Annotated in this window: 11 protein-coding genes; 6 read left to right on the top strand and 5 right to left on the bottom strand. The window is 71.0% G+C overall.

Annotated features, from left to right (window positions below; all coding sequences use genetic code 11):
* The 5 genes from sucB to BST11_RS08980 form a co-directional block, all read left to right on the top strand.
* A partial coding sequence (gene sucB, locus BST11_RS09000) for a 2-oxoglutarate dehydrogenase, E2 component, dihydrolipoamide succinyltransferase (RefSeq protein WP_083137567.1) occupies positions 1–1,137 on the top strand: 1,137 nt, incomplete at its 5' end.
* Between the two features lie 16 nt (positions 1,138–1,153).
* Positions 1,154–2,065 (top strand): TIGR01777 family oxidoreductase, encoded by a 912-nt coding sequence (locus BST11_RS08995; protein ID WP_083137566.1) that lies wholly within the window; start codon positions 1,154–1,156, stop codon positions 2,063–2,065.
* Positions 2,066–2,133: 68 nt separating this feature from the next.
* Positions 2,134–2,817, top strand: a complete 684-nt coding sequence (lipB, locus tag BST11_RS08990; protein WP_083137565.1) for a lipoyl(octanoyl) transferase LipB — start codon at positions 2,134–2,136, stop codon at positions 2,815–2,817.
* On the top strand, positions 2,814–3,776 hold the full coding sequence (lipA, locus tag BST11_RS08985) for a lipoyl synthase (RefSeq protein ID WP_083137564.1): 963 nt from the start codon (positions 2,814–2,816) through the stop codon (positions 3,774–3,776). The genes lipB and lipA overlap by 4 nt, the downstream gene beginning before the upstream one ends.
* 31 nt (positions 3,777–3,807) lie before the next feature.
* Positions 3,808–4,560: a DUF4191 domain-containing protein gene (locus BST11_RS08980; RefSeq protein ID WP_083137563.1), complete on the top strand. Its 753-nt coding sequence runs from the start codon at positions 3,808–3,810 to the stop codon at positions 4,558–4,560.
* Positions 4,561–4,581: 21 nt separating this feature from the next.
* Here BST11_RS08980 and BST11_RS08975 read toward each other — a convergent pair whose 3' ends face one another.
* The gene (locus BST11_RS08975; RefSeq protein ID WP_067319081.1) at positions 4,582–5,013 is read right to left on the bottom strand and encodes an RDD family protein; all 432 of its coding nucleotides are present in this window, start codon (positions 5,011–5,013) and stop codon (positions 4,582–4,584) included.
* 203 nt (positions 5,014–5,216) lie between these two features.
* Here BST11_RS08975 and glnA point away from each other — a divergent pair, with 203 nt between their 5' ends.
* Complete coding sequence (gene glnA, locus BST11_RS08970; protein ID WP_083137562.1) at positions 5,217–6,653, top strand: type I glutamate--ammonia ligase; 1,437 nt, start codon at positions 5,217–5,219, stop codon at positions 6,651–6,653.
* Between the two features lie 159 nt (positions 6,654–6,812).
* On the opposite strand, the gene BST11_RS08965 is transcribed toward glnA, so the two are convergent.
* The 4 genes from BST11_RS08965 to BST11_RS08950 are packed head-to-tail and all read right to left on the bottom strand — an operon-like array spanning position 6,813 to position 11,517.
* A complete protein-coding gene (locus tag BST11_RS08965) occupies positions 6,813–7,031 on the bottom strand; it encodes a hypothetical protein (RefSeq protein WP_083137561.1) in 219 nt (72 codons plus the stop codon).
* 9 nt (positions 7,032–7,040) lie between these two features.
* Positions 7,041–7,901, bottom strand: a complete 861-nt coding sequence (locus BST11_RS08960) for a TIGR03619 family F420-dependent LLM class oxidoreductase (protein ID WP_083137560.1) — start codon at positions 7,899–7,901, stop codon at positions 7,041–7,043.
* Positions 7,898–8,542, bottom strand: coding sequence for a PaaI family thioesterase (locus BST11_RS08955; protein ID WP_083137559.1), 645 nt, complete (start codon positions 8,540–8,542; stop codon positions 7,898–7,900). Before BST11_RS08955 ends, BST11_RS08960 begins: the two co-directional genes overlap by 4 nt.
* Positions 8,539–11,517, bottom strand: coding sequence for a bifunctional [glutamine synthetase] adenylyltransferase/[glutamine synthetase]-adenylyl-L-tyrosine phosphorylase (locus BST11_RS08950; protein WP_083137558.1), 2,979 nt, complete (start codon positions 11,515–11,517; stop codon positions 8,539–8,541). Before BST11_RS08950 ends, BST11_RS08955 begins: the two co-directional genes overlap by 4 nt.
* Between the last annotated feature and the right edge of the window lie 20 nt (positions 11,518–11,537).

The raw sequence follows: 11,537 nt of genomic DNA, 5'->3' as shown, positions 1-11,537 counted from the left end.
CCCCCACCCGAGCCCAAGCCCGAGCCGAAACCCGAACCCAAGCCGCAACCCGAACCCAAGCCGGTTTCGGCCCCCCCACCGCCGCCCGCGCCGGCGCCGGCGCCGAAGGCCGAACCGGACCAGGCCCCGGCGGCGGCCGAGACCGGCGCCCCCGCGACCGACGGTGCGCCGTACGTGACCCCGCTGGTGCGAAAGCTGGCCGGCGAGAACAACATCGACCTCGCAGAGGTCACCGGCACGGGCGTGGGCGGGCGCATCCGCAAGCAGGACGTGCTCGCCGCCGCGCAGCGGAAGCAGCAGGCCGCGCAGGTGCCGGCGCAGGCCCCCGCCGCCGCGCCGGCCACCGGCGCTGCGGCCCCGGCGGCACCGGCGGCCCCTTCGGCCGCGCCCGCCCCGGCGCCCGCGCTGGCGCACCTGCGCGGCACCACGCAAAAGGCCAGCCGCATCCGGCAGATCACTGCGGCCAAGACCCGCGAATCCCTGCAGGCCACGGCTCAGCTCACCCAGACCCACGAGGTCGACATGACCAAGATCGTGGGCCTGCGGGCGCGGGCCAAGTCGGCGTTCGCCGAGCGCGAGGGCGTGAACCTGACCTTCCTGCCGTTCATCGCCCGCGCCGTCATCGACGCGCTGAAGATCCACCCCAACATCAACGCCAGCTACAACGAGGAAACCAAGGAGATCACCTACTACGACGCCGAGCACCTCGGGTTCGCCGTCGACACCGAGCAGGGCCTGCTCTCCCCCGTCGTGCACAACGCCGGCGACCTGTCGCTGGCCGGGCTGGCCAGGGCCATCGCCGACATCGCCGCGCGCGCCCGGTCGGGCAACCTCAAGCCCGACGAGCTGTCCGGCGGCACCTTCACGATCACCAACATCGGCAGCCAGGGGGCGCTGTTCGACACCCCGATCCTGGTCCCGCCACAGGCGGCCATGTTGGGCACCGGCGCGATCGTCAAGCGGCCGCGGGTGGTCGTCGACGAGAACGGCAACGAGTCGATCGGGGTCCGCTCGGTCTGCTATCTCCCGCTGACCTACGACCACCGGCTGATCGACGGGGCCGACGCCGGGCGTTTCCTCACCACGATCAAGCAGCGGCTCGAAGAAGGTGCGTTCGAGGCCGACTTGGGTCTGTGAGGGGGGCGTCCGAACCGTGCCCAAGCCCGTCATCGCGATAGCGGGTTCGTCCGGCCTGATCGGCTCGGCCCTGGCCGCGGCGTTGCGCGCGGCCGACCATCCCGTGCTGCGCATCGTGCGCCGGACGCCGGCGAATTCCGAAGAGCTGCACTGGAATCCCGAGAGCGGCGACTTCGATCCCGACGCGCTGGCCGACGTCGACGCCGTGGTCAACCTGTGCGGGGTCAACGTCGGGCAGCGCCGCTGGTCGGGCGCGTTCAAGCAAAGCCTGCGCGACAGCCGCATCGCCCCGACCGAAGTGCTGGCCAACGCCGCCGCCGACGCCGGCGTCGAAACGCTGATCAACGCCAGCGCGGTCGGCTACTACGGAAACACCCAGGACCGTGTCGTCGACGAAAACGCAAGGGCGGGACGCGGTTTCCTGGCCCAGCTGTGTCAGGACTGGGAGGCCGCCACACTGCCGGCCCAATACGCCGGCGTGCGGGTGGTGCTGGCCCGCACCGGGCTGGTGCTGTCCCGGTCGGGTGGCGCGCTGCGCCGGATGCGGCCGCTGTTCTCGGCGGGCCTCGGCGCCCGGCTGGGCAGCGGACGGCAGTACATGTCGTGGATCAGCCTCGAAGACGAGGTGCGCGCGCTGCTGTTCGCCATCGCCAACCCGTCGCTGTCGGGACCGGTGAACCTGACCGGACCGGCGCCGGTGACCAACGCGGAGTTCACCACCGCGTTCGGGCGGGCGGTCAACCGCCCGACCCCGTTGATGCTGCCCGGGTTCGCGGTGCGCGCCGCCCTGGGCGAGTTCGCCGACGAGGGGCTGCTCATCGGCCAGCGCGCCATCCCGTCGGCGCTCGAGCGGGCCGGTTTCCAGTTCCACCACAACACCATCGGCGAGGCGCTCGCCTACGCCACCGCCCGCCGCGAGCATGACTAGCGGCGATCGCAAGCGCCGGCCCACGCCGTCGCTTCGCCGGCCGCGGCCAGGCGGGTAGCGTCGGCGGGGTGAGCGGTTCGATCCGGGCGAGTGCGGGCGCGATCGACGTCCGCGAGCTGGGGACGGTCGACTACACCACCGCCTGGCAGTTGCAGCGCGACCTGGTCGACGCCAGGGTCGCCGGCGGCCCCGACACGCTGCTGCTGCTGGAGCACCTGCCGGTATACACCGCCGGACGGCGCACCCAACCGCACGAACGGCCGGTCAGCGGGGCTCGCATCGCAGATGTCATAGACACCGACCGCGGCGGCAAGATCACCTGGCACGGTCCCGGCCAGCTGGTCGGCTACCCCATCGTCGGGCTGGCCGAGCCGCTGGATGTCGTCAACTACGTTCGGCGCCTTGAGGAATCGCTCATGAAGGTGTGCGCCGGGCTGGGTCTTGACACCGTCCGGGTGGACGGCCGGTCGGGCGTTTGGGTGCCCGCGGGCGCCGGTAAGCCCGCCCGCAAGGTCGCCGCCATCGGCGTCCGGGTGTCGCGCGCGACCACCATGCACGGGTTCGCGCTCAACTGCGACTGCGACCTGGGCGCGTTCGCCGCGATCGTGCCGTGCGGCATCAGCGACGCCGGGGTGACGTCGCTGTCGACCGAACTGGGCCGCACCGTCACCGTCGGCGAGGTCCAAACCGCGGTCGCCGCGGCGGTCTGCGACGCGCTCGACGGTGTCGCCCGCGTAGCATCGAGCCTGTGACCGTCGCCCCCCGGCCCGATGTCGCCGCCGCCGCGGCTCCGCCAGGCCGACGGCTCCTGCGCCTGGAGGTGCGCAACGCGCAGACCCCCATCGAGCGCAAGCCGCCGTGGATCAAGGTCAGGGCGCGGATGGGGCCGGAGTACACCCAGCTCAAGGGCCTGGTCCGCCGGGAGGGTCTGCACACCGTCTGCGAAGAGGCCGGCTGCCCCAACATCTTCGAATGCTGGGAGGACCGCGAGGCCACCTTCCTGATCGGCGGCGACCAGTGCACCCGCCGCTGCGACTTCTGCCAGATCGACACGGGCAGGCCCGCCGCGCTGGACCGCGACGAGCCCCGGCGCGTCGCCGAGAGCGTGCGGACCATGGGGTTGCGCTACGCCACGGTCACCGGAGTGGCGCGCGACGACCTGCCCGACGGCGGGGCCTGGCTGTACGCCGAGACCGTGCGCGCCATCAAGGAGCTCAACCCGTCGACCGGGGTCGAACTGCTGATCCCCGACTTCAACGGCGTGCCCTCGCGGCTCGCGGAGGTCTTCGAGTCGCGCCCGGAAGTGTTGGCGCACAACGTCGAAACGGTGCCCCGCGTCTTCAAGCGGATCCGGCCCGCCTTCACCTACGAGCGCAGCCTGGGCGTGCTCACCGCGGCGCGTGAGGCGGGCCTGGTCACCAAGAGCAACCTCATCCTCGGGCTGGGCGAAACCGCCGACGAGGTCCGCGCCGCGCTGGCCGACCTGCGCGGCGCCGGCTGCGACATCGTGACCATCACCCAGTACCTGCGGCCGTCGGCGCGTCACCACCCGGTCGAGCGGTGGGTGAAGCCCGAGGAGTTCGTCGGGTTCGCGGAGCACGCCGAGGGGCTGGGCTTTTCGGGCGTGTTGGCCGGGCCGCTGGTGCGGTCGTCCTACCGGGCCGGGCGGCTCTACGAGCAGGCCGCGCGCAGCCGCGCCTCGGCGCCGTAGGCGGTTCCGCGCGTCCGTATCCTTGATAACTATGGCTAAACCCCGCACTGCCGCCGAGAAGAAGGCCGCCCGGGCGCAGGCCGCCGCCGCCCGGAAGGCCGCCGCCCGAGAGCGCCGCACCCAGCTGTGGCAGGCGTTCAACATGCAGCGCAAGGAGGACAAGCGCCTGCTGCCGTACATGATCGGCGCCTTCGTGCTGATCGTCGGCGCCTCGGTGGCTTTCGGCGTGTGGGCCCGCGGGCTCACGATGATCACGTCCATCGCGTTCGGCTTGGTGCTGGGCGGGTTGGTGATGTTCATCATCTTCGGCCGCCGCGCCCAGCGGTCGATCTACCGCAAAGCCGAAGGTCAGGCCGGCGCCGCGGCGTGGGTGCTGGACAACCTGCGCGGCAAGTGGCGGGTGACGCCGGGCGTCGCCGCGACCGGCCACCTCGACGCCGTGCACCGGGTGCTCGGCCGGCCCGGCGTCATCCTGGTCGGCGAGGGATCGGCGACGCGGATCAAACCGCTGCTGGCCCAGGAGAAGAAGCGCACCGCCCGGCTGGTCGGCGACGTGCCGATCTACGACATCGTCGTCGGCAACGGCGACGACGAGGTTCCGCTGGGCAAGCTGGAGCGCCACCTCACCCGACTGCCCAACAACATCACCGTCAAGCAGATCGACACGCTGGAGTCGCGGCTGGCCGCGCTGGGATCGCGGGCGGGCGCCGGTGTCATGCCGAAGGGTCCGCTGCCGAACGCCGGCAGGATGCGCGGCGTGCAGCGCACGGTGCGCCGCAAGTAGCGGCGCGTCGCCCCCACTTATTCAGCGCCGCACCACGGCCGTTGCGCTCAGCCGGTCGTGCAGGCCGCGGCCGTCGGCGTCGGTGAACAACGCCGGAACCACCGCCGCGACGAGCAGGCCGCGCACCACCAGCCGGCCGAGCCCGACCGGCACGCGGCCGTCGACCGACGCCACCTGCAGACCCAGCACCAACTGCCCGGGGGTGAAGCTGAACAGCCGCACCGCCACCACGCCGAGCACCAACCAGACGACCAGCACCGCGGTCGCCAAAGCCTGTTGGGAGAAGACGCCGAACGCCATCGCCAGCGCCGCCAGGCCGTAGGAGATCAGCCAGTCGATCATCAGGGCGGCCAGCCGCCGCCCCATCGGCGCCAGAGATCCCGGCCCGCTCGCCGGCAGGCCCAGGGCCTCCCCCGGGTGGGCCGCCCGCGAACCCGGCAAACCCTCCGTCATAGGCCGCGCCCCCAAACAGTGCGTCCGTGCCGCGGACCAGTTACGATTCTGCGGTCCATGGCCTCACAATAGAACCCGCGAGCAACCCGGGGTCCGATCCGCGGAGCCCTGGTCACGTAACCTCTGCGCAACATAGGGTTGACTGACGGGCAACATCTGCTCCCTAGCGTCAGGCCGCGGATCACATAGTAAAGGAGCATTCTGTGACGGAAATGACGCCCGACGACGTCTTCAAACTCGCCAAGGACGAGAACGTCGAATTTGTCGACGTGCGGTTCTGTGACTTGCCAGGCATCATGCAGCACTTCACGATTCCGATCTCGTTCTTCGACGAGAGCGTCTTTGAGGACGGATTGGCCTTCGACGGCTCGTCGATTCGCGGGTTCCAGTCCATTCACGAGTCCGACATGCTGCTCCTGCCCGATCCCGCGACCGCGCGCATCGACCTGTTCCGCGAAGCCAAGACGCTGAACATGAACTTCTTCGTGCACGACCCGTTCACCCTCGAGCCGTACTCGCGCGACCCGCGCAACATCGCCCGCAAGGCGGAGAACTACCTGATCAGCACCGGGGTCGCCGACACCGCCTACTTCGGCGCCGAGGCCGAGTTCTACATCTTCGACTCGGTCAGCTTCGACTCGCGCACCAACGGCTCGTTCTACGAGGTCGACGCGATCTCGGGGTGGTGGAACACCGGCGAGTCGAACGAGGCCGACGGCAGCCCCAACCGCGGCTACAAGGTCCGGCCCAAGGGGGGCTACTTCCCGGTTGCCCCCGTTGACCATTACGTCGACCTGCGCGACAAGATGCTGTCCAACCTGATCAAGTCGGGCTTCAGCCTGGAGAAGGGCCACCACGAGGTGGGCAGCGGCGGGCAGGCCGAGATCAACTACAAGTTCAACACCCTGCTGCACGCCGCCGACGACATGCAGCTGTACAAGTACATCGTCAAGAACACCGCGTGGCAGCAGGGCAAGACCGTCACCTTCATGCCCAAGCCGCTGTTCGGCGACAACGGTTCCGGGATGCACACCCACCAGTCGCTGTGGAAGGACGGCGGCCCGCTGATGTACGACGAGACGGGCTACGCCGGCCTCTCCGACACCGCGCGCCACTACATCGGCGGCCTGCTGCACCACGCACCGTCGCTGCTGGCGTTCACCAACCCGACCGTGAACTCCTACAAGCGCCTGGTCCCCGGGTTCGAGGCCCCGATCAACCTGGTCTACAGCCAGCGGAACCGCAGCGCCTGCGTGCGCATCCCGATCACGGGCAGCAACCCGAAGGCCAAGCGGCTGGAGTTCCGCTGCCCCGACTCGTCGGGCAACCCGTACCTGGCGTTCTCCGCCATGCTGATGGCCGGCCTGGACGGCATCAAGAACAAGATCGAGCCGCAGGCCCCGGTCGACAAGGACCTCTACGAGCTGCCGCCCGAGGAGGCCGCCAACATCCCGCAGGCGCCCACCCAGCTGTCCGCGGTGATCGACCGGCTGGAAGCCGACCACGAATACCTCACCGAGGGAGGCGTTTTCACGCCCGACCTCATCGAGACGTGGATCAGCTACAAGCGCGAGAACGAGATCCTGCCCGTCCAGGTCCGGCCGCACCCGTACGAGTTCGCGCTCTATTACGACGTTTAATTGCCCCGCGAGCAGACGCCGAATCGCACCAAACCCAGGGTTTGCGTGCGATTCTGCGTCTGCTCGGCAACGCAACGTTTAGCGAGACATAGACCACGGGGATCCAGCCCGGTGTTCTCGTCGCCACCGGTGATGCGTCGTGACCTCGGGAGCCCTGATTCAGCCGGGGCGGCGGCCCAGGATCCCGCGTGACATCTTGACCGGATGGCCCTCGGCCATCTCGACGACCTCGAGCCAGCCCCCGGGGGCGATGAAGTGGCGCTCGACGTCCTCGCGGTGCATGTGGATGACCAACACGCCAGCGTCGGTGACCTCGTAGCTGTCGAAGGCGCCGTAGTCGCGCGGTTCGCCGTTGCTGAAGACCACCGTAAACGCCACGCGCACAGTCTAACCGTCGAGCGCCAGGTCCTTGCGGAAACGCTGCATGCCGTCGATCTTGTCGGCCAACGACGCGTCCGGCCCGGCGTAGAACATCCACGGCATGGTGATGATGCCGGTGATGCCGGCGTCGGCGGCGCGCCGGTAGTCGGCGGTGGTGAAGGCGTCGGTGAGGGGCGTCAGTACGGTGAAGTCGTCCATGGACAAACCGTTTTCGGCCCGCAGCTCGCGCAGGCGGCCCACCGCCTCGATGGCGCGATCGGTCTTGATCAGATCGCCGATCCAGCCGTCGTTGCGGGCGGCGCGGCGCAGCGCGACGTCGCTGAGGCCCCCGACGTACACGGGGATGGGCGGCGGGGTGGGCTGCATCTCCAGCCGCGGCGCCACATAGAACTCACCCTCGAATTCGGTCCACCCCGGTTGCCACAGCGCTCGCATCAACTCGATGATCTCGTCGGTGCGCTTGCCGCGGGCGTCGAACCGCTCACCCATCAAGGCGAACTCCTCGCGGCACCAGCCGACGCCGATGCCGAGCTCGACCCGGCCGGACGCCAAAACCGCCGCGGTGCCAATGGCTTTCGCCGCCGAGTACGGGTTGCGCATCGCGGGGATGTAGACGGTGGTGACGAACCGCAGCCGCGTGGTGATCTGCGCCAGCGCGCCGACGAGGACCCACGGGTCGGGCCAGTCGGTGAAAGGCTGCCACCGCCGCTCGCCGTCCTTGGTGTAGGGGTACGGCGTGTCCAGGGTTTCGAGGTTGACGACGTGGTCGGGGATCCCCATCCCGTCGTAGCCGAGATCGTCGGCGGCCTTGGCGATCTCGACGATCTCCCGGGTGTTCAGAAAGGCGCTGCTGACGTAGAACTTCATTGCGCCTCCCGCGCCCACGCCGGCTCGATGAACACACCCTCGGCCTCGACAGTGACCCCCGCGGCATCCGAAATGGTCCCCCGTGCAAAGACTTTGACGCCCTCCCTGCGGTCGACCCACGCGTCGCAGCGCAACGGCCCCAGCGGGGTGCCGCGCAGGTAGCGCACGGTGATGGTGCCGGTAAAGCGCGGCTTGGACAGCCCCTCGCTGGCCGCCTCGCCCAGCATGTGGTCGAGCACCAGCGCGCTGACCCCGCCGTGCACCAGCTTCGGCGGGCCCTCGTAGGCCGAACCGAGCACGAACTCGCTCCAGCAGCGCCCGCCGCCGTCATGGTGGACGACGACGGGCGGCGCGATCGGGTTGCACACCCCGATCGCCGCGTTGCCCAGCGGCAGCGGGCGGCCGTCGACGTGGTAGCTCACCCCGACCGGCCGGGTGCGTTGCCGCAACCTCGCGGTGACGGCCTCGATCGCGGAGCGCGCCTCGGCGACGACGTGGTCGTCGGCCTCGGTGCGGATGGTGGCGTCGACGAGTTCACGAACGGCGTCGGCCAGGGGCGCATACAGCGCCGTCACGCGATCGGCCTCCGCCGCGCTGAGCACCTCGAAAATGGCATCCAACGCGCCGGCCTCCTGACTCAACTCCCGAACACCTTCCGCACGACGGCCTTTGCGCGCCGCGTCACCCGAAGATAGTTGTCGAGGAACTCGCTGCCGTCGTCGGTCGGCCAGCCCGCGGCCACCGCGACCGCGTTGAGCTGGCGGCCGGGCCCCGGCAGCTGGTCGGTCGGCTTGCCGCGGACCAGCACCAGCGCGTTGCGGGCCCGGGTCGCGGTCAGCCAGGCCTGCCGCAGCAGGTCGACCTCCTCGGCGTCCACCAGGCCCGCCGCGGCGATCGCGTCCAGGGAGTCCAGCGTCGACGTGTTGTGCAGCGCCGGGACCTCGTGTGCGTGCCGCAGCTGCATGAGCTGCACGGTCCATTCGATGTCGGCCAGCCCCCCGCGGCCCAGCTTGGTGTGGGTGTTGGGGTCGGCGCCCCGCGGCAGGCGCTCCGCCTGGACGCGGGCCTTGATGCGGCGAATCTCGCGCACGGTCTCGGCGGAGATCCCGTCGGGCGGATAGCGCGTCTTGTCGGCCATCAGCAGGAACCGCTGGCCAAGCTCCGAATCGCCGGCGACCGCGTGCGCGCGCAGCAGGGCCTGGACCTCCCACGGCTGGGCCCACTGCTCGTAGTACGCGGCGTACGACGCCAGGGTGCGGACCAGCGGCCCGTTGCGGCCCTCGGGCCGCAGGTTGGCATCGACGTCCAGCGGCGGGTCGACGCTGGGGGTGCCCAGCAGCGTCCGGATCTGTTCGGCCACCGTCGTCGACCACCGCACCGCCTGCGAGTCCTCGACGCCGTGGGCCGGCTCGCAGACGAACATCACGTCGGCGTCCGACCCGTAGCCCAGCTCGGCGCCGCCCAGCCTGCCCATGCCGATGACCGCGATCGCGGCCGGCGCCCGGCCCTTCTCGGGGAGGTTGGCCCGGACCATCGCGTCCAGGGCGGCCTGCAGCACGGCCACCCACACCGACGTCAGCGCGTGGCACACGTCCCTGACCTCGAGAAAGCCGAGCAGGTCGGCCGAGCCGATGCGGGCCAGCTCGCGGCGGCGCAGCGTGCGCGCGCCCGCGATCGCCCGCACCGGGTCCGGGTAGCGGGCGGCCGCCGCGACCAGCGCCCGGGCCACCGCGGCCGGCTCGGTCTCGAGCAGTTTGGGGCCGGCCGGGCCGTCGCTGTAGTCCTCGATCACCCTGGGCGCGCGCATCAGCAGGTCGGGCACGTAGGTGGAGGTCCCCAGCACGTGCATGAGCCGCCGGGCGACCGCCGGCGAGTCGCGCAGCGTGGACAGATACCAGTTCTCCCCGCCCAGCGCCTCCGACAGCCGCCGGTAGGCCAGCAGCCCGCCGTCGGGGTCCGGCGCGTACGACATCCAGTTCAGCAGCCGCGGCAACAGCACCGACTGCACCCGCCCGCGCCGCCCGCTCTGGTTGACCAGCGCCGCCATGTGCTTCAGCGCGGTCTGCGGTCCCTCGTAGCCCAGCGCGGCCAGCTGCCGCTCGGCGGCCTCCGACGTCATGCCGTGCGAGATCTCCAGGCCGGCCGGCCCGATGGATTCCAGCAGGGGCTGGTAGAAGAGCTTGGCGTGCAGCTGGGACACCCGCAGGTTCTGGTGCCGCAGCTCTTCGCGCAGCACCCCGGCCGCGTCGTGCCGGCCGTCCGGGCGGATGTGGGCCGCCCGCGCCAGCCAGCGCACCGCCTCCTCGTCGTCGGCCTCGGGCAGCAGGTGGGTGCGCTTGAGCCGCTGCAGCTGCAGCCGGTGCTCGAGGAGCCGCAGGAACTCGTAGGAGGCGGTGAGGTTCGCGGCGTCCTCGCGCCCGATGTAGCCGCCTTCGCCCAGCGCGGCCAGCGCGTCCACCGTGGACGCCACGTGCAGCGACTCGTCGCCGCGGCCGTGCACCAGCTGCAGCAGCTGCACCGCGAATTCGACGTCGCGCAGGCCGCCGCTGCCCAGTTTGATCTCCCGGCCGCGCACGTCGGCGGGCACCAGCTGCTCGACCCGGCGGCGCATGGCCTGCACCTCGACGACGAAGTCCTCGCGCTCGCAGGCGACCCAGACCATCGGCATCAACCCGGCCAGGTACCGCTCGCCCAGTTCGGCGTCCCCGACGGCGGCCCGGGCCTTCAGCAGCGCCTGGAACTCCCACGTCTTGGCCCAGCGCTGGTAGTAGGCGACGTGCGACTCGATGGTGCGCACCAGCTCGCCGCTGCGGCCCTCGGGCCGCAGGCCCGCGTCCACCTGAAAGAAGGCGTCCGAGGCCAACTTCATCATCTCGCCGGCCACCCGGGCGCTCGTCGCGTCGGCGCGCTCGGAGACGAAGATGACGTCGACGTCGCTGACGTAATTCAGTTCGCGCGCACCGCATTTGCCCATCGCGATGACCGCCAGCCGCGGCGGTGTCTTGTCGCCGCACACGCTGATCTCGGCCACCCTCAGGGCCGCCGCCAGCGCCGCGTCCGCCAGGTCCGACAGCTGGGCGGCCACCACCGTGAACGGCAGCACCGGCTCGTCCTCGACCGTCGCGGCCAGGTCCATCGCCGCCAGCACCAGCAGCTGGTCGCGGTACAGGGCGCGCAGCCGCGACGCCGCCGCGCCCGCGCCGGCGTCCTCGGCGCACCGGGTGAACGTCGCCAGCAGCTGATCGCGCGACGGCAGGCGGGCCTTGCCGCGCAACAACTTCCACGACTGCGGGTTGGCGGCCAGGTGATCGCCCAGCGCCAGCGACGAGCCGAGCACGGCGAACAGCCGCCCGCGCAGGTCGCGCTCGGTGAGCAGCGCGGCGTTGAGCTCGTCCCACCCGGCGTCGAGGCCCTCCGACAGCCGAACCAGGGCCCGCAGCGCGGCGTCGGGGTCCGGCGCGCGCGACAACGACCACAACCGGTCGACGTAGGCGGGATCGTCGCGCTCATACCACCCCAGCCGCGCCAGCCACTCCCCGGCGGTGGGATCGACCAAACCGAGCCGGCCCACGCTGGGCAGCCTGGGGCGTTCCGTCACGGGTTTGGTCACGACCACGACCGTAGCGCAACCGGCCG

The organism is Mycobacterium alsense, from assembly GCF_002086635.1.
GTDB lineage: Bacteria > Actinomycetota > Actinomycetes > Mycobacteriales > Mycobacteriaceae > Mycobacterium > Mycobacterium alsense.
The sequence above is the reverse complement of the archived record's forward strand: the minus strand, read 5'-3'. Positions and strand labels throughout refer to the sequence as shown.

Excerpts from the sequence above, each read along its gene's own strand:
- BST11_RS08960 (WP_083137560.1), bottom strand. The coding sequence starts at position 7,901 with ATGAAGTTCTACGTCAGCAGCGCCTTTCTGAACACCCGGGAGATCGTC.
- BST11_RS08980 (WP_083137563.1), top strand. The coding sequence starts at position 3,808 with ATGGCTAAACCCCGCACTGCCGCCGAGAAGAAGGCCGCCCGGGCGCAG.
- BST11_RS08975 (WP_067319081.1), bottom strand. The coding sequence starts at position 5,013 with ATGACGGAGGGTTTGCCGGGTTCGCGGGCGGCCCACCCGGGGGAGGCC.